Below are 22,115 nucleotides of genomic sequence, written 5' to 3'. Positions count from 1 at the left end.
ACTATGGCTGATTTTCAGCTCACGACACCTGTCGCTTTATTAATCTTTAATCGTCCTGATACAACCGAGCGTGTATTCAGAGAGATTGCAAAGGCTAAGCCACCCAAGCTATTGGTTGTCGCTGACGGACCGCGTGCGAATAGAGCGGGAGAATACGAGAAATGTCAGCAAACACGCGCAATTATTCAGAAAGTTGATTGGGACTGCGAGGTCATCACAAATTTTTCTGAAAACAATATGGGCTGTAAATTACGAGTCGCAAGTGGGATTGACTGGATTTTTGAACAGGTTGAAGAAGCCATTATTCTTGAGGATGACTGTTTGCCAGAGCCCAGTTTTTTTCAATTTTGCGAAGAAATGCTTGAGCGGTACAGAAATAATGATCGTGTCAGTATGATTTCTGGTGGAAATCTTCAGTTCGGCCGACAGCGCGGATTGGGTAGCTATTATTTTTCTCGCTACACCCACATATGGGGATGGGCATCCTGGCGGAGGGCATGGCAGCACTACGATAGAGACATTAAGCAGTGGCCTCAATTCCGAGACGAGGGCTGGATAGAATCACTGTTCCCCAACAAGGGTGAGCAAGAATACTGGCGCAATTCATTCGAAATGGTCTACAACGGATCACTTGATACGTGGGATTGCTCTTGGACGTTCACTGCTTTACTAAAAGGCATGCTCCAAATTGTGCCTAACGTAAATTTAATTTCGAATATTGGTTTTGGGCCAGAGGCTACTCATACTCATGAGGTCGGTATTCATGCAAATATGCCGACGCAGCCGATCGCCTTTCCACTTGTTCATCCAAATTTCGTGTTGCAAGACCCTGAAGGTGATCGCTTTATCTCTGAGGATCAGATTGCTCCATCATTTATAAAAAGACAGCTTCGCAAAATTAATAAACAATTTTCACGGTTAATTAAATGAAAATTGCTTTTGATCATCAAGCGTTTACCTTACAAAAAACGGGTGGAATTTCACGGTATTTTTGTCGGCTGGCAGATCACTTAAGTGACTCAAATGACTCAGGTGTTTGTAATGTAGATGTTGGTATTTTTGCTCCGCTATATAGAAATCAATATCTACGAAAACTCCCGCAGTCGATCGTTCATGGCTATGCGATTACTGATTACCCACTTAAAACAGCTACGGTTTGTGTGACAGCTAATCGTTTGCTCGCAAGAAAATCAATTAAAAACTGGCAGCCTGATATTGTTCATGAGACATATTATTCATCAAAGATAATCGCTCCGCCTGCCTGCCCAGTAGTGTTGACAGTTTTCGATATGATTAGTGAGTTAGATTTGCTTGCTAAAGGCTATTCAAATTCCGAATTGAAAACTACTGAAAAATATAAGTCTGTGATGCGTGCAGACCATGTGATTTGTATTTCACACAGTACTAAGAAAGATCTTATGGATATATTTGAGATTTCTTCTGAAAAAGCTTCTGTTGTCTATCTGGCTTGTGATCCTCCAGAGAATGAAGAGGCTTGCATCTCTAAAGAATCAAATCAACGTCCCTATCTCTTATACGTTGGGTTGCGCGAGGGCTATAAAAACTTTACTGGATTATTGCGTGCAATATCGTCATCACAGAAAATAATGAAAGAGTTTGATTTAGTTGCCTTTGGCGGCGGGAATTTTAATGCCGAGGAACAGAATTTAATTAAAGAGTTAGGCTTCAGCGTAGGCCAAGTTAAGCAACTCGGTGGTGAAGATGAGGTATTAAATAACTTGTACAAAAAAGCTGCAGCACTTGTATACCCGTCCATTTACGAAGGCTTTGGTTTGCCGCCACTAGAGGCAATGTCGCACCAGTGCCCAGTCATTAGCAGTAACACTAGTGCTATGCCTGAAGTTATCGCTCAAGCGGGGGAATATTTTGACCCTCGTTCAACTGAGAATATGACTGCTGCGATTGAAGCCGTTGTGTTGTCCTCATCACGAACGCAAGAACTTATAAATATAGGATTAGCTAGAAAAAAACATTTCACTTGGGAGCGATGTGCACAAGAAACTCTCGGCGTTTATCGTGCATTAGCACCCGTGGTTCAATAGATCATGAAAGTTCTCTACTTGTATACAGAACTGCTCGGCTATAACCTGCCGATTTTTGAAAAACTAGTGAATGACTACGGCGCGACGGTTGACGTTATTCACTGGAGTCAAAATAAGCTAACTCCATTTGTACCAAGCGCGAATACAGACAGTACAAAAATTACATTTCATGATCGATCTGCTTTCACTCCCAAAGCAATCGTTGATTTCGTCACTGAGCTTTCACCTGATCTGGTTTACGTGACGGGTTGGATGGATCGTGGCTATTTCCCAGCCTTGCGCAAGTTAAAGTCAAAGGGAGTGACGATCGTTGCGGGTTTGGATAGTCAGTGGACGGGATCTGTGCGGCAACAAATAGGCGCTTTATTAATTCGCTGGGTTTATAAAAAACTCTTTTATAACTATGTGTGGGTACCTGGCCCTTTACAGTACGAGTATGCAAGACGTATTGGCTTTAAAAAAACAGAAATCATTTGTAATTTGCTGAGCGGAAATTCCGATTTGTTTAGCCTGGCAGCTGCAGCACTAGATCAGGAAAAACTGAACAATTATCCTGAGACTTTTCTGTATGTCGGTCGCTTTGCGAAGGCAAAAGGTATCGATATCTTGATTCAGGCCTTTGATCTGTATAAAGAAAAATACAAAGGGACTTGGAAACTAAACTGTATCGGAAATGGTCCACTGCATGACGATTTAATAAGTGCTGCCAAACGGCATGACGGTATTACTGTAGAGTCATTTTTGTCTCAATCAGACCTCGTCACGCGTGCGAAAAATGCAGGCGCTTTTATATTGCCTAGTCGCTATGAGCCGTGGGGTGTTGTCGCCCACGAGTTTTCAACGGCTGGATTACCTCTTATATTTTCAGAGAGAGTGGGTGCGAGGCCCCAGTTTTTGATTGATCATTTAAATGGTTATACCTTTTATAATGACTCACCCCAAGACCTTGCTTACCAAATGCATTTGATGTCGAGCCATAATGTCACAAAGCTCATACAGATGGGTCATATGAGTGCGCATTTAGCAAGCCAAATCACACCTGAAATCACGACGGCTAGTTTGATGTCAGTAAAAACTAGAGAAATGAGGTATTAACGATATAAATACGCATAGCTTTTGCGAAGAAAGATAACGATAACATTGGTATACAACATCGGTTGATCTTGCAGAGGCAAACGCGTTCATTTTAATTCGCGTATAAAGTTTTTTATCTAATCATTCTCAAAAAATAAATTAGCTTTTCACGGTCATATAAATAAAGTCGCAATCACTCACTCAAGATGAAAATCTCAATTGTCACTATTTCTTTTAATCAGAAGAAATATCTTAGGGAATGTATTGACTCAGTCCTCGAACAAAAGGAGTGTGAGGTTGAGTATATTGTGGTCGATCCTGGGAGCACGGATGGAAGTAGGGAGTTGATCGAATCTTACGGTGATCGGATAGTGAAAGTTTTTGACTCGGACAGTGGACCTGCCGATGGATTACACAAAGGTTTTAGTCACGCAACAGGCGATATATATGGATTTATCAATTCTGATGACTATTACTTGCCAAATGCACTAAGCAAAGTTAAAGAATTCTTCGATTGTCGCAACACAAATTGTTTCATGACAGGACAAGGCTATTCAGAAGATGCGTTTGGCATAAGAACACCGATTGCTCCAAGTGTCTTATCTGCCCGAGAAATGCTACATCGTTCGGCTATCGTGTTTCAACAATCCACATTTTTCCCTGCGTCGTTGTATGAGAAGGTTGGAGGTATCAACACTCTAAATCGTACATGCTGGGACTATGAATTATTTTTAAATTTTCTACAGCATGGATCAGAGCATTTTATTGATAAAAATGAACTTGCTGTTTTTAGGCTTTATGCAGATTCGATATCAGGATCTGGCCGATTGAAAAAGCGATATTTTCAGGAACTTGATGAAATTTTCTTAGGAGCTCTTGGCAGGAAGCGAAGTTACTTTGACAAAATACTCACAATTTATCTCAGAACGAAACGTCAAATTTTGAAACGATTCATACAGGTCTCTTAAAAATCTATGCGGATCGTAGCCAATGTATTGATCAAATTAAAAAAAGTACCGTCACGACTTCATAAAATACAACGTATGTTTTTTGTATCGTTTTATCATCGTATTGCTTTGATATTGACTGAGCAATACTGGTTAATTGATTATTTGCCAAAAAAGAAAGCCGTTTGTGAAACTGTTCTGCTTGTTAGACTTGACTTGATTGGTGATTTTGTTATTTGGCTTGATGCAGCGAAAGAACTTAAGAATTTGTATCCAAATAAGCGACTTGTTTTATATGCAAATAAAACTTGGTCAGTACTTGCAACACGCGTGCCATACTGGGATGAAGTTGTCGCAGTGGATGTACCGCGGTTAAGAACAGACGAGTCATATCGACTCAAATTATTATGTGCCACGCGAAGGCTGGGCTTCACGACAGTCATACATCCAACCTATTCGAGAGAATATGTTGTTGATCTCATTGTTCGCGCATCTGGCGCTTCGAATCGAATTGGACACCTAGGGGATTTAAACAACATTTCAGCTAGTCACAAAATGATTACTGATACTTGGTACACAACACTGGTGCCATGTGGCACTTCTCCTCCAATCGAGCTAAATACAAATGCTGAACTGATTAGGAAGCTAGGCAATATTAACTTCCGAAGTCACATTCCTGTGATTCCGGCGTTTGATGAATTTCCCCATGCATTAGATTTACCCGAACGCTATAGTGTCATTGTGCCAGGTGCGTCTTGGGCACCAAGAATGTGGCCCATTGAAAATTTCGTCGAAATTATTCTGTATTTACAGAAACAAGGACTCACTACGGTATTGTGCGGAACAGACTCAGAGCAAGCGCTTTGTAAACAAATCGCGGCTCAAGCCGAGATCAAGGTGATGAATATTGCGGGTAAAACAACATTACTTCAGATGATAGAAGTTATTCGTCACGCACAATTGGTTATTGCAAATGAGTCGTCTGCCATTCATATTGCGGCGGCTGTAGCAGTTCCGTCAGTTTGTATATTGGGAGGCGGGCATTTTGGTAGATTTCTTCCATACAATCCTGAGGCGGAGGACATTAACCGACCCAAGCCAATATCCGTGTTCAGTTCAATGGAATGTTTTGGTTGTAGATGGCGCTGTCATTACCCGCTGGACGAGCTGGGTGCGGTGCCGTGCATCGCTCATGTCGGTACAAAACAAGTTATCGATGCATGTGGTATGGCTCAGCGACATGAAATCCACATCAATCAGTCATGAAAACAGGAGTCATTCATGCGGGCAATAAATGTTGCTGTTGATGCTTCGCGCGTTCGCTCGGGCGGCGGCATTGCCCATTTAGTTGGAATACTTGATTTAGAGAGAATCGATATTTATGGAATTAAATTCATACACTTGTGGGCATATCAAAAGCTATTAGATTCTGTGCCAAATAAGCCGTGGCTCATCAAACATCATCCTCCTGAAACAGAGATGTCCATTGCTCATCAACTGTATTGGCAATCTAAGAAGTTAAGTTTAGAAATCAAGGCTCAAGATTGCCAAGTATTATTTACAGCGGAGGCAAGTACTGTATGCCAATTCAAACCAATGGTTGTCCTAAGTCAGAACTTATTACCATTTGAAAAAGGTACTTTACGTTTATTTGGTTTGAGTATGAATAGATTTCGCCAGGAATTTATTCGTTTAGTACAGAAAAGAGCATTTCGCTATGCGGATGGAAATATTTTTCTTACACGCTATGCTGCGAGCTGTGTACAAGATGTGACGGGAAAACTTTCTGAGACAAGGGTTATCCCGCATGGGGTGAGCGACGTTTTCAGAAGGGATGTCGTGCCAAGAATCTGGCCAAAGAGCTCCGATCATCCGATTCGATGTTTGTATATCTCACCCGTGTTTGAATATAAACATCAATGGGTTGTTGTTAGCGCTATCAAGCGATTGCGGGATCAGGGTCATAACTTACAACTGACTCTTGTAGGCGGTGGGGGACAACGCGCTAAAAAAATACTCGAAAAACAAATATCAATTTCAGATCCAGATAATGAGTTTGTTGAAGTCCTGGAGTTCTTGCCCCCCGACAGAATCCCAGATTTTTTTGCTCAAGCTGATCTTTTTATTTTTGCTTCTAGTTGTGAAACTTTTGGCATCACCTTATTAGAAGCGATGGCGTCCGGATTGCCGATTGCATGCTCAGATCGGAGCAGTTTGCCCGAAGTATTGCAAGATGGGGGTGTTTATTTTGATCCTACAGAGGACACGTCAATAGCAGAAGCTGTTGGAACGTTAATTTCTAATTCAGAGTTAAGAAAAAATTTATCAGTTAAAGCGAGAGCGCTCTCAGAGGCATATACCTGGCCAATCTGTGCAAAACAAACGTGGCAGTACATCGTTGAAGTTTATAAAAAAACAGTTAATGGACAAGTTAAATAATGTTTAATACCGCAGGCCATTCTGCCAATCGTTTAACTTATCCAGTGCGTATTTGCCAACAAATAGGCATCTATTTATCTTGGAGTGCCTTGCTCATAACGGGTTTATCACTCGCTGTAGTGCTAAGTAGTTATGTGTTTTCACTCTTTCAGCCTGTGAGATGGCCGACGCTCACTTACTTTAATTTAGCTTTACTGATTGCTGTTGTATCAAGGAAGTGGTCAATTTTTTTTGTGATTTTTTCATTACCACTTGCAACGGCCTTCCATGAACAAATTCAACATTTTTACAAACCAGCTGTTCCATACTTTGTTGCTTATCCCAGTATAGATATTATCGCTGGCTTCACTGTGGGTGGTTTTTTAAGAGAAATATTTCAATATAGGAAATTTTCAATTTCCAAAATAGCGCCACCTTGGCCGCTGGGGCTGTTATTGATCATACTCGTGTGTTCAACTGCAGTCGCTATTTCTAGAAATTTTTGGCAATCTGCATCATCCTTTAATTGGCAAGAATTAATTTTAAGTCTTTTGCATTTTAAGCTGCTTAGCAAAAGCAATGACTTTGCACCCGTAGCAGATATGATTGTCTACAGTTTTGCAGGTTTGGTCGTCATTATTATTTCAGAGGCACTACGTAATAATAGGGATAGAGATGCAATTGTTTTTAAACCGGTAGTAGTCGCAGTAATAGTCTCTGCCAGTTATGGGATATTTCAAGCATTTTCAAAGATAGGATTGCCTGCCGCAACAATTGCATATCGTCCCGAAAGCATTGGCTATGGCGCGGTTGGTTTTCAGTCAGATATTCACTCATTTGCTGCGCATATGTTACTTGGTGCGGTAGGACTCATTGGATTTCTTGTTCGGGCCGATCACAAATATTGGCGGTACATCACGATTAGTGCAATTGTATTGAGTTGGATCGCCATTGTTTTAAGTAAATCAAGGGCTTCACTTTTCTTAGCCTGTATAACAATATTTATTATATTTATATATAGGTTAAAAGAAAAGCGAGAAAATTTATACAAGAATGGAATTTATTTTTTAGTATTAATCGCTTCTGTACTGATCATTATTTTTTATTCAGGTCATTATTTATGGATAAAGGAACTGTATAGTGCGATCACTAATCCCGATTTAAATGGTTTTGAAGCGTTTAATGAGCTTTCTAGATGGAGATTAGAGTTTCACTCGGCGGCAATACGCATGTCCAGTCAGTACCCTTGGTTTGGTGTGGGGAACGGTGAGTTTTTTAGGCTTTCGTCTGTGCTTGAGTTTAGTAACTCCCTCGCCATGGTGCGAGCGGGAGGTGAGAATGCACATAACTATTTTTTGCAAACCCTAGCAGAAGTTGGGATTGTAGGAATATTGAGCTTTATGATTGTTTTCCTATGGCCATTTTTCAATGTTAAAAAAAGAGTCGTTCTTATTCCCGTCACTTATGGGATATTTTCTTTATTTCTTGGGAATCTCTATTCACACTCGTTTTTGCTTCGAGAAAATCTAATACTGCTAAGTGTATTTGTGGGATTACTTTATTCTTATGCATGGAAGCAAAAAAGAAGTATGTTTTTTTACTCCCAGACGATAGAAAGACAACATTTAATAATAATTTTTTTTGGTATTGCTTTCATATTAACCCTATTAGGTGTTGTTAACGAGGTTATACACTCCTTTGGAAAACTTCCTTTTATTTATGGATCGTATAAATAAAAATTAGTTAGGAAATTTTTTAACCTTCACAGTATGTTGCGTCTTACCAGGGAGTGTAACGATGGAAATCAAGTGGCATCAGTCTGTCTTGAGACGTAGTCATAAAAATATTCTTATGCACATCCTTAATATCGATCTTGATATTAAACATCTTAATTCACCGAATACATACGCAAAACAGTGTCAAACATGAAGGTTTTAGTTTTAACTCAATATTTTTGGCCCGAATCATTTCGTATAAACGAAGTTGTGGAGTCATTAATTGCCGTTGGATGCCAAGTCACTGTATTGACTGGACAACCGAACTATCCACAAGGCAAGGTTTTCAAAGGATATCGAGCCTTTGGTTTTGGATCAGAGTTGCACAAAACTGGCTACAAGATTGTGCGTGTGCCCCTTGCTGCTCGCGGTAAGGCCGGAGCATTTGGATTAATTGCTAACTATCTGTCATTTGTTTTCAGCACATCGCTCATTGGCCCAATGCTACTGAAAGGCCAGCAATTTGACATTATTTTTGTTTATGCGCCGTCTCCCATCATCCAAGCAATTGGTGCCCTATTAATAGGCAAAATTAAAAAGGCTAAAGTAGTTGTTTGGATTCAGGATCTTTGGCCTCAAAGTCTTGAAGCAACTGGCTTTGTTAAAAATAAATTTCTTTTAGCATCCGTTTCTAGTGTTGTGAGGTGGATTTACCGTAAAAGTGATTTGTTACTTGTCCAGTCGCAGGCATTTAGTCCTTCGGTACAAAAAATGGCCGGAACAACGCCAGTCCGCTATCATCCAAACCCAGGTGAAATTGCTTTTGCTAGCTTTGACAACTCTCAGACTGTTGCCTTGCATCTAGACGATGGCTTCAACGTCGTCTTTGCAGGAAATCTCGGAACAGTGCAGGCGCTCGATACAGTCATCAGCGCCGCTCAAATTCTATTGTCCTATCCTGAAATTAAAATTATTTTAGTTGGTAGCGGAAGTTTGAGCGCATGGCTCGCATCAGAAATTCAGCGAAGAAACATTAGTAACGTTGTTATGCCCGGAAGATTTCCCGTTGAAGCAATGCCTGGCATATTGAATCAGGCCTCCGCACTTCTGGTGAGCTTGTCAAAAAATCCGATCATGAGTCAAACAGTACCTAGTAAAATTCAGGTATATCTCGCAACCGGTAAGCCTATCATCGCCTGCCTAGATGGCGAAGGTGCAAGAATCATTGAGCAAGCAGGCGCAGGTTTAGCATGCGAGGCCGAAAATGCCCCTGAACTTGCTCAACGTATCCTGACTTTATACCAATTACCAAAAGAAACACTAAAGGAAATGGGCAATGCAGGTCTCAAATTTTACGAGTCTCACTTTGAGCCCAACACGCTAGCTGAAAACCTAAAAAAACATTTTGAATTAGTTTTAACTAATAAATAACTAAATAGCCTCATATTGATTATGCATTCCAAATCCGTCGGGACAAACTTAAAAACGAAAATCCTTGTTTTAGGTGTATCGGGGATGCTTGGTAGTGCAATCTTTCGTGTCTTTTCTCAAGACACGCAAAAATTTACTCTCTCAGGAATGGCTAGATCTGATCGCGTCAAAAGCTACCTGCCTAAGGAGTTGCAACAAAATATAGTTTGGGGGATCGATGTAGAAAACATTGATGCTCTTACTCAACTACTCGCGAGAACAACACCTGACATTGTGATTAACTGTATTGGGTTAGTCAAACAACTAAAGGAAGCAAATGATCCCTTTAGTAGCATTTCAATTAATGCTTTGTTTCCCCATAGGCTTGCGAGACTTTGCAAACTCGTCGATGCAAAACTCATTCATATCAGTACCGACTGCGTTTTTGACGGTTCGCGTGGCATGTACTCAGAAAATGATAATCCTGATGCACAAGATTTATATGGCCGTAGCAAATTACTTGGTGAAGTAGATTATTCAAACGCTATCACCCTCCGAACCTCAATTATTGGTCACGAAATGCAAAGTGCTCATGGTTTGGTCGGATGGTTTTTATCACAATCAGGTTCTGTAAAAGGTTACAAACGCGCCTTATTCTCGGGACTACCCACAGTTGAATTAGCAACAGTCATCAGAGACTATGTTATTCCACGTCCTGAATTGCATGGCGTCTTTCACGTTTCTGCATCCCCAATCAATAAATTTGATCTTCTCAGTCTAATTGCTGAAATCTATCAAAAATCTATCGTGATAGAGCCCGATGAAAATCTTGTCATTGATCGCTCTCTTGATTCAAGTAGGTTCCGAAATCTGACCGGTTACAAACCACCTTCCTGGGCAGAGTTAATTCGTCGCCAGCATGCATTCCATTTAAATGATCCTACGGGCTAGAAACAAATGTTTAAAGACAAAATTCTTTTAATCACTGGCGGTACCGGATCATTTGGAAATGCCGTACTTAGTCGACTTCTCAATTCTGACCTCGCCGAAATTCGCGTTTTTAGTCGTGACGAAAAAAAACAAGAGGATATGCGTCTCCATCAGAAAAATGACAAATTAAAATTTTATATTGGAGATGTTCGGGAGTACGACAGTATTTACGACGCATTGCGAGGCGTAGATTTTGTGTTCCATGCGGCTGCGCTCAAGCAAGTTCCTTCTTGTGAGTTTTATCCGATGGAGGCCATGCGCACCAATGTTCAGGGCGCTGAAAATGTGATGCGAGCTGCAATTGACCAGGGTGTGAGCCGTTGCGTCTTACTTAGCACTGATAAAGCTGTGTACCCAATTAATGCAATGGGCATATCCAAAGCGCTCATGGAAAAAGTCATGGTGGCAAAATCTCGGTTGTGTGATCCCGCCACAACCGTGTTGTCTGCGACACGTTACGGCAATGTCATGGCTTCGCGCGGTTCAGTCATTCCTCTTTTTCTTGATCAACTACGACAAGGAAAGCCAATCACCGTGACAGACCCGAATATGACGCGATTTCTAATGTCGCTTGAAGAGTCGGTCGATCTGGTTTTATATGCTTTTGAGCATGCGCGTCCAGGCGATATTTTTGTTCAAAAGGCGCCTGCTTCAACGGTAGGAGATCTTGCTCATGCCATGACATCATTATTTCCTAACAAAAGTGAAATTAAAGTGATCGGTACAAGACATGGTGAAAAACTGTATGAATCACTCGTATCACGGGAAGAGATGGCAAGAGCTGAAAATCTTGATAATTACTATCGAATCCCTGCAGATGCACGAGATTTGAACTATGACAAATATTTTGTAGAAGGTGAAACACAAATTGCTAATTTTGATGATTACACCTCGCACAATACACAGCGACTGAATGTTCAACAAGTGAAAGATGTTTTACTAAGCTTGCCGATGATTCAGGAGGCAATCGGTGAATAAACTCAAAGTAATGACAGTAGTTGGAACGCGGCCAGAAATCATTCGTCTATCAAGAATCATTCCAAAACTTGATCAGTTTTTTGATCATCTTCTTGTCCATACAGGTCAAAATTATGATTATGAGTTGAATGAAGTTTTTTTCTCTGAGCTTGCCATCCGAAAACCTGATGTTTTTATGGAGGCAGCTGGAGAGACCGCGGCCGAAACAATAGGTCAAATTATTATTGCTACCGACAATCTCATTGAAAAATACTCACCGGACGCTATTTTGATTTTGGGCGACACCAATAGCAGTTTGTCAGCTATTTCTGCAAAGCGCCGCAAGGTCCCAATTTTTCATATGGAAGCAGGTAACCGTTGTTTTGATTTTCGTGTCCCCGAAGAAATTAATCGTCGCATCGTAGACCATATCGCGGATATCAATCTTACCTATAGTGAAATTGCGCGAAACTACCTCCTTCGCGAAGGTCTTCCAGCAGATCAAATTATTAAAACAGGCAGTCCATTACGTGAGGTGATTGAATACTATCGCTCCGAAATCAACGCATCACAGGTCCTGTCGACGTTAAACTTACAAGAGCAACAGTATTTTTTAGTCAGCGCTCATCGAGAAGAAAACGTTGATTCTCTTGAAAATCTGCGTAAATTATTTTTATTGTTAGACAAGCTCGTTGAAAAATACAATTTACCTGTGATTGTTTCAACGCATCCAAGAACGCGTAAACGCATTGAGGAAGCCGGTCTGGTTGCCGCACCGCTTGTAAAGTTTCAAAAACCTTTTGGTTTTCTGGATTATATTCATCTACAACAAGGTGCGCGAGCAGTTTTGTCTGATAGTGGGACAATCACTGAAGAGTCCTCGATTTTAAATCTACCTGCACTCAACCTTCGCGAGGTACATGAGCGTCCCGAGGGCTTTGAAGAAGCCGCGGTCATGTTTGTAGGCCTAGATATCGATCGTGTCATGCAGGGCCTCGCTGTTCTCGAACAACAGTCTCGCGGAGATGACAGATCGTTAAGGCTTGTCGCTGACTATTCGCCCGACAATGTTTCTGACAAAATCGTCAGAATCATACAAAGTTATACAGACTTTGTTAACCGCAGGGTTTGGCATAAAGTGCAACATTAAATGACTGCAGTTATGCACAATTCAAGAATCCTAGTAACTGGCGCTTCTGGCTTTATTGGCAAGGCGCTCACCTCACGCCTACTAACATTTGTCGATCCTTCCAACATTGTCGTTACGACACATCAAAATTTCATGCATGATCTGCCGTGCAGGCACTTTAATCTTGCACTCGCTTCAACGACCCAATGGGATGCCGCGTTAGATGATGTAAAAGTCATTATTCATTGCGCTGCCAGAGTCCATGTCATGAATGAAACATCAGCAGATTCTCTTGGCATGTTTCGCGCCATCAATGTTGAAGGCACACTAAATCTTGCACGCCAAGCTGCAGCCAAGGGTGTCAGGCGGTTCATTTATTTAAGTTCTGTAAAAGTAAACGGGGAATTAACCACAGCAAATCATTTTTTTTCCCCCGATGACACGCCTGATCCAAAAGATGCTTATGGCATTTCAAAAATGGAAGCTGAATACGGATTACAAGTCATCGCGAATGAAACGGGTATGGAGTTGGTTATTATTCGACCACCACTTGTGTATGGACCCGGTGTTAAAGCAAATTTTTTAAGTTTGATACGCTTGATATCTAAGGGGATTCCATTACCACTAGGCGCTGTTTTGCATAATCGCCGTAGCTTCGTTTCCCTCGATAATTTGGTAGATCTTCTTATATGCTGTGTTGATCATCCTGCTGCCGCAAATGAAATATTTATGGTGAGTGACGGAGAAGATATCTCCACCACAACCCTTCTTATTGCATTAAGCAACGCAATGGGTAAGAGACCAAGGCTACTACCCATACCCCCTATATTGTTGAGATTTTTCGCACGTCTCCTTGGAAAAAAATCCCTCACCGACAGACTACTTGGAAATTTGCAAGTGGATATTTCAAAAACGACACAACGCCTAAATTGGAGACCTTGCATGAATACCCGCGAAGGTTTGGAGCTCCTTTTTATGAAGGCAAGTTAATGAAACGTTTTTTTGACATATTTCTATCTCTACTAAGCATGATAGTTTTATTGTTACCGATGCTTATAGTTGCCTTACTAGTAAAACTAACATCTAAAGGGCCTATCATTTATCTTAGCGAGCGCGTGGGTCAAGGTAATAAATTATTTCGCATGCCAAAATTTAGAAGCATGCGTATCGATACACCGGTAGTTGCCACTCACTTACTCCAGAATCCAACAGATTTTTTAACTCCAGTTGGTTCTTTTATCAGGAAAAGTAGTCTTGATGAACTCCCTCAGTTATGGAGTATTCTGATTGGTGACATGTCCTTTGTTGGTCCACGACCGGCACTTTTCAACCAAACTGATTTGATTGAGTTACGCACAAAGCATGGCATCCATAAATTAGTGCCCGGTTTGACAGGATGGGCACAAGTTAACGGGCGGGACGAACTTCCTATCGTTGAAAAAGTTGCACTTGACGCAGAGTATGCTAGACGTAAATCAGTGCGTTTTGATATCTTAATACTATCGTTAACGGCGCAAAAAGTTTTGCGCCGTGACGGCATCTCTCACTAATTGGCAATTTTTATGCTCAGCACAAGTGCAACATCCTCCATTCTTGAATTACCTCGCGCTGCGAAACGCCTGGTAGTTGTCGCCGTGGATGCTTGTCTTTGCGTATTAACAGTCTGGTTCGCTTTTTATTTACGTTTAGGAGAATTTGTTTCTCTTTCCGGACCTCCAATCAAAGCAGCCATTTTTTCTATCGCTTTGGCGCTGCCAATATTCATGTTCTGGGGTTTGTATCGCGCCATTTTTCGATATTCCGGATGGCCAGCTCTCAAGGCTGTCACAAAAGCCACTGCATTATATGGGTTGGTGTATGCAACTATTTTTACTGCTATTAGTTTCGACGGTATTCCTAGAACAGTTGGATTAATACAGCCTATCCTGCTCCTCTTGGCTATTGGTGCATCGCGCGCCATTGCAAGTTATTTTCTTGGTGGTGCGTATCAGAACTTACTCAAAAGATCTTCCTTGCCGAGAGTCTTAATTTACGGTGCCGGCACTTCTGGTCAACAGCTTGCTGCTGCAATGGCAAACAGTCAAGAAATGCGTGTCGTTGGCTTTTTAGATGACAATTTGCGACTTCATGGGCATGTCATTAACGGACTGCCCATTCATAACCCAGCCGATTTGAATAGAATAATTGTTTCATTACGCATTAGTGATGTCTTACTGGCGTTACCTTCAATTAATCGAAAAAGGCGAAATGAAATCCTCAACGAGATGCTCAAAGCGCGTGTTTCTGTTCGCACGCTTCCAAGCGTCACGCAGTTAGCGCAAGGTAGAGTAAGTACATCTGATTTAATTGAGTTGGATATTGATGATCTTCTTGGTCGTGAAATGGTCGCACCTGATGACGCCTTATTAAATCTTCACGTAAGTGCTAAGGTTGTTCTCGTCACTGGAGCGGGTGGATCCATCGGAGGTGAAATCTGTCGACAAATTTTTAAACTCCATCCCTCGGTTTTATTATTGATCGAACAAAACGAATATTCTCTTTATACAATTCATCAGGAACTCGTTTCTGCAGCTACACATTCAAATGTCGAAATAATTCCTTTACTTTCATCCGTTCAAAATACCGTACGTATGAGTGAAATCATGCATACGTGGAAGCCGGATACTGTTTATCACACTGCCGCATACAAGCATGTTCCGCTCGTTGAACATAATCCTGTCGAGGGCATAAAAAATAATGTCATAGGCACATTAACCGTTGCCAAGGCTGCTGTAGCTCATGGCGTATCTAATTTTGTTTTGATTAGTACAGATAAAGCTGTCCGCCCCACGAACATCATGGGAGCCAGTAAACGTCTTGCCGAAATGATATTGCAAGCAATGGCCCAAATGTCTAACTGCAATAGCCTAGATACTTTTGCTCAAAGCACTACTTTTTCGATGGTCCGTTTTGGCAATGTCCTTGGATCCTCTGGTTCAGTTGTCCCAAAATTTCGTCAACAAATCCGTGATGGAGGGCCTATTACTCTTACCCATCCTGAAATCACCCGTTACTTCATGACGATTTCCGAGGCTGCACAGCTAGTTATTCAGGCTGGCGCTATGGCTCAGAGTGGTGATTTATTTGTTTTAGATATGGGTGAGCCCGTAAAAATTATCGATCTTGCAAAGAGAATGATTGAGCTTTCCGGCCTAACGTTAAGAAGTGCTGACAACCCCGATGGGGATATTGATATTCAAGTCACAGGTTTACGCCCTGGAGAAAAGCTATATGAAGAGCTTCTGATTGGCGAGAATCCAAAAATAACGACACATCCAAGGATTATGAAGGCTCATGAAGAGTACCTTCCATGGCAAGAGTTAGAAACAAAACTCGAGTTATTGAAATCTGACTTGGATAAAAACGATATCGTGGCGCTAAGAGCCATATTGGTCGAGTTGGTGTCAGGCTATGCTCCTGATGGCAAGATAGTTGACTGGATCACACTTGAGCAAACTGACCCAAGGTGGCATTAAGTGAAAGGTAATCCTCTTGCAGGCGAATTTGACCCAGGCGTAGAATTATCTTAAGGAGATGAGTAACTCTCAGCTCGGCCATACTTTAAATAAAGCCGGTCACCTCTAGGCTCGTTAGCTCAAAATATTCACTAAAGAGCAAGACCCTCATTACAGGGATTTGCGTACCCAGTTTTTGAAACTGATCGAGGCGACCTGATTGCCATCGATGTGCTCCCGCAGAAGTCTCCACATCTTAGATGGATGAATCAAGGCTTGTTTCAGCACACTAAGGTATTGAACCGACTTTGGTTTGCACACAAACTCGGCAGAGCGCCATGATTTTTTCCAATCTCTGTATTCAATCATTTTTGAACGCTTAACCTGCTCGCTGATGTAGGCTAAAAAATTATTCCAAATAATTTCATCGTTAGAATTAGACGGATCAGGTAGGCCTTGATTTCTGAGTAATTCGCATACGCTAGCCGCCGTCGCGTAGTCTAAATGAATATAACCTTTCCTTTCAGCAAAGCTTGATGCATTATTTTCATGGATACGATATTTAATAAGAGGCTCTTTGAGGCATGCAAATGTCCCGTGATTGCGTAAACGAAGCCAAAGATCTAAGTCCTCTGCATGTGAGAACCGTACATTAAATCCATGAAGCGCTTTGACGGTCGAAGCTCGGTACATGAGAGAGGAGTGCGGTGGAAAAGGTACGTGCCCAATCAGGCGATTTTTTAGAACTGCCGAACTTGTTGGATATAGATGGCTTGATTGGATTTTGTTGTCTCGATCAATGATGTGGCAACCTGTGCCTAGCAACACCAGTCGGGGATCGCCATTATCGATGGCAGCGATTTGTTTTTCTAACTTTGTTGGCATAAACACGTCGTCAGCGTCCAAAACTGCCAACCACTCACCTGTAGCTAAACCTAACGCCAGGTTCCGCGTAGCACTTGCACCAATGTTTTGTATGTTCGCGTGAATTTTTACCCGAACGTCTCCTTTGGCAACCGAGCGCGCAATCGCCAAACTTTGATCTATCGAATAGTCATCGATAAATATCAATTCAAAATCGGCAAAGGTTTGAGAAAGAACGCTCTCTATTGCTTCGCCAACAAATTGTTCAGCATTGTGACACGCCATGATGATCGAGATTCTGGGCATAGTGATATGTAACTCGATAGAGGGCCTAGACTTTTATCCAACTGTCTGGCAACAGTCCATCAAACCCCCATGCAGTTTTACCCTCACGAATCTGTAAACTCGGCGCAAAGATCTTTTTATTCTGGTGCTCAGCCAGCCAGGCACCCCACCAACTAAAAGTGCTGTTGGCGATAATGAAATTCTTGCAAAGCGACATCAACCATAGGTCAGCATATGCGTTAGCGTCACCGCGATTATGTACGACGAGCGTGATTTTAGTATCGGGCAACGCGATCAACGCTCGCGCCGCGGTTGGATTGTCAGAGAATAAAAAGTAATGCGCATTCGGTGCAAACGCCTCAATCATGGAGATTGCTTTGTTGTAGTATTCATGAGGTGCGTTGTTGTCGCTCAAACTGGTCGGGGCATCGAAAAATCTGACGTGAACAGCTACTGCAACGCAGTTTTGTATTTTAGCTGCCATGCACAAATTGACAGAGTCATTAGGCGAAATAATTTTCAGGTCTGATCGAATGATTGGCTCAATATCCTTGAAGTAGCCCTCACTTTGCCAGTATCCCTCAAGGTAAACAGTATTCGACAACTTCACTTGCAATAGTCTAGGTTCAAAGTTGTTACTTTCTTGTTGAATATAATGACGCTCTTCAAACGAAGATTTGCGACTGACTCTTCTCTTGATATAGCGGCGAATGCGTGAGAACGGTTCAAGTCGCTCGGAAGCAGTGGCACAACGGGCCTGTATATGAAAGTGATCTAGCTGGTACTTCTGCTGATATTCGAGATCGTAGCGAAATCCACTTACGTTATCCAGCACGAGCTCAGCGTTATTTGCGAGAGCTAAGCGCCGCGCTGCGCAATAAGAGAACAGCTGGTTACCTAGCCCACCAAGAATACGAGGAATTACCTTCATAGTCGAAGTAAAAGTTGATATTCGTGGGCTAGTACCTCGCCGCGACCCGTTGATTGGATCATTTGCTTCACGAGAGCGCCTTTGCCCGGTGCGAATCCGAATCTATCGAAAAATGCTTGAAAATCTCTGGCGACACCTGGATGGGCTTTTGTCGCATTCGCTAGATCCCTGGGCGTGTCATCAATCAGAACGAGTGAGCCTGGCTTCAGCTTGGGCATTGCGGCTAAAAACTCATTAAGACCATGAATGGCACTGGGCATCGGATCAGCCCAATTTACGTCCCAAGAATCGAGGTAAAGAAGATCAATCTTTGCACTATCGCTGGGCAGTGCTAGGTTTTTTAAAAATGTGACCGAGTCATCACAGTACATACGTGTTCGGTTCGATGTGATGTATTGCAACTGAAGCATTGGTTCAAGTCTAATGTCGACGCTGTAGCAGGAGCCACCAAAACTGTTGCAATAAGAATCAAGCAGCAATGTGCTGTTGGTGCCCCAGGCAGATGAGCCCGTTTCGGCAATCAAAGCAGGTTGTTCATTTAACAGCTCTAGTGCCAAGGTCAGCGTCGCTTTACAAGGATGATCGGGAGTCGAATACTTTGTAAAATGCTCGTCGATTAAGGCATTGATGTTTGGATAAGTGTCAGCCTTGAGCCTGCCTGAGATAGAAACTCTGCCACGCAACAGTGACGCTGTGATATCAAGAACACCGAGACGTCTGAGGATTTTTATGGCAACTGAGTTCATTAAATAAGTTAAACCTTTAAATATAATAAATCTCAAAGTAAGAAATAGTGTTGACTCAATAACCGTGAAAACGACCAGTTGCCTATCGCATTAGTCTGGATTGGATTGATCTAAACAGTCTATTTTGCAAAATATTAATGGCTATCAGGCTTTTTTCGCCCATGTTTGCCTTTTTTAATACGTCATTAAAGCGTCCCGAGTCTTGTAACTGCAAAAACTGCTTGCTATGAATGTGTAGATTGTAGACATTAAAAGTAAGATCGTGCTCTCGGTTCGTAATTGAAAACGCACGATCTGCAAACTTTGGGGTGAATTTAAGCTGACTTAAGTTGCAACCCTTATTTTCGTTTTCAAAAAAGTTAAATAAAAACACGCCACTATTTTTTGGATCAATTCCAAAAAGATACTGACCTAATGCAGCAGCATCAAAGATCCCCCCGAGCTTATCAACGCTTAGTGAAGACCAGCCTGGGCATGTTCCTTTATTAAATGCATTCTCAGTTGGTAGCGAAAAAAACTTAGTTGAATATTGGAGCATGTGACCCAAGAGCTCCATGTCGTTCGCAAAGAGTGTAGAGTTCTGCGATAGCTGCAAGAGCATATCTCTCAAGGCATCTACTTCGTTGATGTAAACAAGTGAAGCAATGCCACGATCCAACGCGTCGCGAGGACAAAAGACCCCTTTCCCGAAAGAGTCTAATTTTGGTGCCAGCGACGACACATCAAAGATAAGATTGTCGAGTTCTGCGTGAAACAAGGCTGGGCAAGAGAATTTGTCCATAAATTGTTCAAGGACAAAAAAACGCTCGGTTGTCTTAATCCAAAAGCCTCCCCGAAACTTTGGGCTCACGTTTCCCATTTGTACATTCAATTCACGCGGTGGCGTATAAAAATCTTCAATAAATATTTGCTGCTCAACTGACGGCAGACGTCCTGCCAATTTACTCGAAATCAAAATGCACGAGATTCCGCAAAGCTTACTGTTCATGGCTAAGGCAGCAGAAAGCCAGCCAGGAAACTTATCCCCCAGCCAAACAAAAACTAATGGTGGTGTCTTATCGCTAGGTAAGCTGAAAGCGGAGGCGTCTTTAACGATCGCGCAAGCGTCAGTTAGTGGCATGATTAAATAATCAACAGGTCAGTAAAGCCACTCGTGATACCAATTTTGGTATACAAATTCTGAAGGTTTTCTTCTGTCAAAGGCAACGGACCGTCTTGGGTCTCAAGATCATAAAAAGAAGTGTATCCCTTGCCGAGTAAAGAAGCTTTCAATGCTGGAAACGAGCCGCTTCGATTCATTCCATAAGGCCAAAACTCGACAACAAGGGGAATATTCTTTACTAAATTCAAACTTGCCCCCGCTAAGATATAACCCTCGTACCCTTGGGTATCTATCCAAATCAAGGTCTCATTTGGGTCTAGGTCAGGAAATAAATCGTCAAAGCGTTCAGACTTTACTGAAACTGTTTTTCTTGTGCTTTCGCCATGGAGTCCTGCTTTATCTGAAGTTCGTATCCGATGATCACCGAAATTGGTCTCTGACAATTCAAAAAGTATTTCTTGATCTGCACTTTCTCCAAGCGCAATATTGTGAGTGGTAATTTCTTTAGCCAATTCATTGAGGTGGATATTGGTTTGTAGCAAAGAGAAATTGAACGGCTCTGGCTCGACTGCGATTGCATATTTAAAAAAATCGCGCTTCACGGCGGGTATGCAAATCGTACCAATATTGGCACCAATATCAATAAGCAGCTTTTTTTGATGTGTTGGTGCCAGTAGTTTAACGACACGCTCTACGCTCTCAAAGTCTTTGACTCCTCGCGAATAGATCATTCTACTGATGGATCTGTCTTGTGCTGAAATCACAAAGACCTCTTTGCCAGTATTCGCCAACAACAACTCCGAAGTCGGTGTTGTGTCGAACACCAATTCACGTAGTGTGTGAGTACGAAAAAGCGGCGCCCAAATCGCTGACCTGAGGACGGCAAATACTATTTTCGCCAACTTGTACGTGCCTAGCCAGAGGTGCCGTTTAATAGCAATCAGAAACGGGATTTTTTTTAAGAAACTCTTAATTCGCGTCAACAACATATTACGGGTCTGAGGCATGTAGTTACCTGGATATTGGCGCGATAAGGGGTCGCAACCTTTGTCGATAAATCTGTTTGGCAATAAAAATCAATAAAGAGATCCAGCCTTGTTTTTTATATAAGATATTTTCTACCTTTTCAAAGGTAATATGTTTAAAACCTAATAGTTTTATTAAACGCATTTGCCTAGAACTGACGAGACCACTAAATCCCCAACGAAGGTAAGTCAGGGTGCGCTGTCGTTCACCGTTCGCTAACATGTGAGACAGACCTACAAGTTCTTGCTCGCTGAAAAGAGATCCTTCAAAAGTCTGATGAGTATTGTAAACACTTTGAATGATAATTTGGGACACCCATTCAGCAACCGAAGCGTTTTCTGGTTGGGGCAGGAATTGCTGGAGACGCTCACGAAGACATAGCAATTCTTGATCGGTACAGGTGAAAAATTGAATAGTGAAAGCCGAAAATCTTTGGGGAAGCGCTCCGTATATTTTCTGCATCGTTTGAAAGTATGGGAGATGAAACTCAAGTGCCGATCCGTACAAGATTGAATGATTATTATTAAAAAACCTAATCTTTTCTACTGGGATTGAATCGGCATCCCACATGACAAGGGGAAAACATCCGAGTGGTTGGCTCATTACAAAAGCTAGTTTTAATGCTTGCTGATAATACCAACTGAGTCGATTATTTATCTCAATGGGGGAATTAAGCGATGTGAGATATTGACTAACAAGCATCTTAAAATCCGCTAAGTCTAATATCGAAGATTCACACAAAATTTGAACATTATCAAATCTAGCAAGGCTTTCAGTAAATTGATGCACTGAAACGTCAGGGCAGATAATAGTAAAGGGTGGCGACTGATAAAAATTATTGATCTGCTCAAGAGATACTTTTAGCGTCGGTATGTTTTCCGGCAAAGAAACGGTAAAAAAATTTATTTGCATTGTGATGCCAATAACGTTGGCGGGACTCGCCTGTTAAACTAAACCCATCAAG

Annotated in this window: 20 protein-coding genes; 14 read left to right on the top strand and 6 right to left on the bottom strand. The window is 41.8% G+C overall.

Going from position 1 to position 22,115, the window contains the following annotated elements:
* The first annotated feature begins 3 nt into the window (after window positions 1-3).
* From WBJ47_RS05215 to WBJ47_RS05150, 14 genes are all read left to right on the top strand, one after another.
* Window positions 4-930 (top strand): glycosyltransferase family 2 protein, encoded by a 927-nt coding sequence (locus WBJ47_RS05215; protein WP_424585256.1) that lies wholly within the window; start codon window positions 4-6, stop codon window positions 928-930.
* Window positions 927-2,063: a glycosyltransferase family 4 protein gene (locus tag WBJ47_RS05210; RefSeq protein WP_424585255.1), complete on the top strand. Its 1,137-nt coding sequence runs from the start codon at window positions 927-929 to the stop codon at window positions 2,061-2,063. The genes WBJ47_RS05215 and WBJ47_RS05210 overlap by 4 nt, the downstream gene beginning before the upstream one ends.
* 3 nt (window positions 2,064-2,066) lie before the next feature.
* On the top strand, window positions 2,067-3,158 hold the full coding sequence (locus WBJ47_RS05205) for a glycosyltransferase (protein ID WP_424585254.1): 1,092 nt from the start codon (window positions 2,067-2,069) through the stop codon (window positions 3,156-3,158).
* A 185-nt stretch (window positions 3,159-3,343) separates the two neighbouring features.
* Complete coding sequence (locus WBJ47_RS05200) at window positions 3,344-4,105, top strand: glycosyltransferase family 2 protein (protein ID WP_424585253.1); 762 nt, start codon at window positions 3,344-3,346, stop codon at window positions 4,103-4,105.
* 6 nt (window positions 4,106-4,111) lie between these two features.
* Entirely contained in the window at window positions 4,112-5,350 is a 1,239-nt protein-coding gene (locus WBJ47_RS05195; RefSeq protein WP_424585252.1) for a glycosyltransferase family 9 protein, read from the top strand.
* Between the two features lie 15 nt (window positions 5,351-5,365).
* Window positions 5,366-6,523, top strand: a complete 1,158-nt coding sequence (locus tag WBJ47_RS05190; RefSeq protein WP_290241859.1) for a glycosyltransferase family 4 protein — start codon at window positions 5,366-5,368, stop codon at window positions 6,521-6,523.
* On the top strand, window positions 6,523-8,238 hold the full coding sequence (locus WBJ47_RS05185; protein WP_424585251.1) for an O-antigen ligase family protein: 1,716 nt from the start codon (window positions 6,523-6,525) through the stop codon (window positions 8,236-8,238). The genes WBJ47_RS05190 and WBJ47_RS05185 overlap by 1 nt, the downstream gene beginning before the upstream one ends.
* 189 nt (window positions 8,239-8,427) lie before the next feature.
* On the top strand, window positions 8,428-9,648 hold the full coding sequence (locus WBJ47_RS05180; RefSeq protein WP_424585250.1) for a glycosyltransferase family 4 protein: 1,221 nt from the start codon (window positions 8,428-8,430) through the stop codon (window positions 9,646-9,648).
* Between the two features lie 21 nt (window positions 9,649-9,669).
* Window positions 9,670-10,578: a dTDP-4-dehydrorhamnose reductase family protein gene (locus WBJ47_RS05175; RefSeq protein WP_290241856.1), complete on the top strand. Its 909-nt coding sequence runs from the start codon at window positions 9,670-9,672 to the stop codon at window positions 10,576-10,578.
* A gap of 6 nt (window positions 10,579-10,584) precedes the next feature.
* Window positions 10,585-11,595: a polysaccharide biosynthesis protein gene (locus WBJ47_RS05170; RefSeq protein ID WP_422245898.1), complete on the top strand. Its 1,011-nt coding sequence runs from the start codon at window positions 10,585-10,587 to the stop codon at window positions 11,593-11,595.
* Window positions 11,588-12,724: a non-hydrolyzing UDP-N-acetylglucosamine 2-epimerase gene (wecB, locus tag WBJ47_RS05165; RefSeq protein ID WP_290241854.1), complete on the top strand. Its 1,137-nt coding sequence runs from the start codon at window positions 11,588-11,590 to the stop codon at window positions 12,722-12,724. The genes WBJ47_RS05170 and wecB overlap by 8 nt, the downstream gene beginning before the upstream one ends.
* Window positions 12,725-13,693: a UDP-glucose 4-epimerase family protein gene (locus WBJ47_RS05160; RefSeq protein ID WP_290241853.1), complete on the top strand. Its 969-nt coding sequence runs from the start codon at window positions 12,725-12,727 to the stop codon at window positions 13,691-13,693.
* Window positions 13,693-14,253 (top strand): sugar transferase, encoded by a 561-nt coding sequence (locus WBJ47_RS05155; RefSeq protein WP_290241852.1) that lies wholly within the window; start codon window positions 13,693-13,695, stop codon window positions 14,251-14,253. Before WBJ47_RS05160 ends, WBJ47_RS05155 begins: the two co-directional genes overlap by 1 nt.
* Before the next feature lie 12 nt (window positions 14,254-14,265).
* Complete coding sequence (locus WBJ47_RS05150; protein ID WP_422245901.1) at window positions 14,266-16,218, top strand: polysaccharide biosynthesis protein; 1,953 nt, start codon at window positions 14,266-14,268, stop codon at window positions 16,216-16,218.
* 150 nt (window positions 16,219-16,368) lie between these two features.
* Here the strand turns inward: WBJ47_RS05150 and WBJ47_RS05145 are convergent, their stop codons facing one another.
* From WBJ47_RS05145 to WBJ47_RS05120, 6 genes are all read right to left on the bottom strand, one after another.
* A complete protein-coding gene (locus tag WBJ47_RS05145) occupies window positions 16,369-17,367 on the bottom strand; it encodes a glycosyltransferase family 2 protein (RefSeq protein ID WP_422245902.1) in 999 nt (332 codons plus the stop codon).
* A gap of 25 nt (window positions 17,368-17,392) precedes the next feature.
* The gene (locus WBJ47_RS05140) at window positions 17,393-18,277 is read right to left on the bottom strand and encodes an alpha-1,2-fucosyltransferase (protein ID WP_422245904.1); all 885 of its coding nucleotides are present in this window, start codon (window positions 18,275-18,277) and stop codon (window positions 17,393-17,395) included.
* Window positions 18,274-19,023 (bottom strand): class I SAM-dependent methyltransferase, encoded by a 750-nt coding sequence (locus WBJ47_RS05135; protein WP_422245906.1) that lies wholly within the window; start codon window positions 19,021-19,023, stop codon window positions 18,274-18,276. Before WBJ47_RS05135 ends, WBJ47_RS05140 begins: the two co-directional genes overlap by 4 nt.
* An 82-nt stretch (window positions 19,024-19,105) precedes the next feature.
* Entirely contained in the window at window positions 19,106-20,143 is a 1,038-nt protein-coding gene (locus WBJ47_RS05130) for a hypothetical protein (protein WP_422245908.1), read from the bottom strand.
* 2 nt (window positions 20,144-20,145) lie between these two features.
* Complete coding sequence (locus WBJ47_RS05125; RefSeq protein ID WP_422245909.1) at window positions 20,146-21,132, bottom strand: FkbM family methyltransferase; 987 nt, start codon at window positions 21,130-21,132, stop codon at window positions 20,146-20,148.
* A gap of 4 nt (window positions 21,133-21,136) precedes the next feature.
* Window positions 21,137-22,063, bottom strand: a complete 927-nt coding sequence (locus WBJ47_RS05120; protein WP_422245910.1) for a hypothetical protein — start codon at window positions 22,061-22,063, stop codon at window positions 21,137-21,139.
* Between the last annotated feature and the right edge of the window lie 52 nt (window positions 22,064-22,115).

It is taken from the genome of Zwartia sp. (assembly GCF_049655405.1).
GTDB lineage: Bacteria > Pseudomonadota > Gammaproteobacteria > Burkholderiales > Burkholderiaceae_B > Zwartia.
The sequence above is the reverse complement of the archived record's forward strand: the minus strand, read 5'-3'. Positions and strand labels throughout refer to the sequence as shown.

Coding starts and splice junctions, on each gene's coding strand:
- WBJ47_RS05150 (WP_422245901.1), top strand. CDS start 14,266: ATGCTCAGCACAAGTGCAACATCCTCCATTCTTGAATTACCTCGCGCT.
- WBJ47_RS05125 (WP_422245909.1), bottom strand. CDS start 21,132: ATGCCTCAGACCCGTAATATGTTGTTGACGCGAATTAAGAGTTTCTTA.
- WBJ47_RS05170 (WP_422245898.1), top strand. CDS start 10,585: ATGTTTAAAGACAAAATTCTTTTAATCACTGGCGGTACCGGATCATTT.
- WBJ47_RS05145 (WP_422245902.1), bottom strand. CDS start 17,367: ATGCCCAGAATCTCGATCATCATGGCGTGTCACAATGCTGAACAATTT.
- WBJ47_RS05215 (WP_424585256.1), top strand. CDS start 4: ATGGCTGATTTTCAGCTCACGACACCTGTCGCTTTATTAATCTTTAAT.
- WBJ47_RS05130 (WP_422245908.1), bottom strand. CDS start 20,143: ATGCCACTAACTGACGCTTGCGCGATCGTTAAAGACGCCTCCGCTTTC.
- WBJ47_RS05135 (WP_422245906.1), bottom strand. CDS start 19,023: ATGAACTCAGTTGCCATAAAAATCCTCAGACGTCTCGGTGTTCTTGAT.
- WBJ47_RS05195 (WP_424585252.1), top strand. CDS start 4,112: ATGCGGATCGTAGCCAATGTATTGATCAAATTAAAAAAAGTACCGTCA.
- WBJ47_RS05140 (WP_422245904.1), bottom strand. CDS start 18,277: ATGAAGGTAATTCCTCGTATTCTTGGTGGGCTAGGTAACCAGCTGTTC.
- WBJ47_RS05185 (WP_424585251.1), top strand. CDS start 6,523: ATGTTTAATACCGCAGGCCATTCTGCCAATCGTTTAACTTATCCAGTG.
- WBJ47_RS05155 (WP_290241852.1), top strand. CDS start 13,693: ATGAAACGTTTTTTTGACATATTTCTATCTCTACTAAGCATGATAGTT.
- WBJ47_RS05160 (WP_290241853.1), top strand. CDS start 12,725: ATGACTGCAGTTATGCACAATTCAAGAATCCTAGTAACTGGCGCTTCT.
- WBJ47_RS05205 (WP_424585254.1), top strand. CDS start 2,067: ATGAAAGTTCTCTACTTGTATACAGAACTGCTCGGCTATAACCTGCCG.
- WBJ47_RS05190 (WP_290241859.1), top strand. CDS start 5,366: ATGCGGGCAATAAATGTTGCTGTTGATGCTTCGCGCGTTCGCTCGGGC.
- WBJ47_RS05210 (WP_424585255.1), top strand. CDS start 927: ATGAAAATTGCTTTTGATCATCAAGCGTTTACCTTACAAAAAACGGGT.
- WBJ47_RS05180 (WP_424585250.1), top strand. CDS start 8,428: ATGAAGGTTTTAGTTTTAACTCAATATTTTTGGCCCGAATCATTTCGT.
- WBJ47_RS05175 (WP_290241856.1), top strand. CDS start 9,670: ATGCATTCCAAATCCGTCGGGACAAACTTAAAAACGAAAATCCTTGTT.
- WBJ47_RS05200 (WP_424585253.1), top strand. CDS start 3,344: ATGAAAATCTCAATTGTCACTATTTCTTTTAATCAGAAGAAATATCTT.
- WBJ47_RS05120 (WP_422245910.1), bottom strand. CDS start 22,063: ATGCAAATAAATTTTTTTACCGTTTCTTTGCCGGAAAACATACCGACG.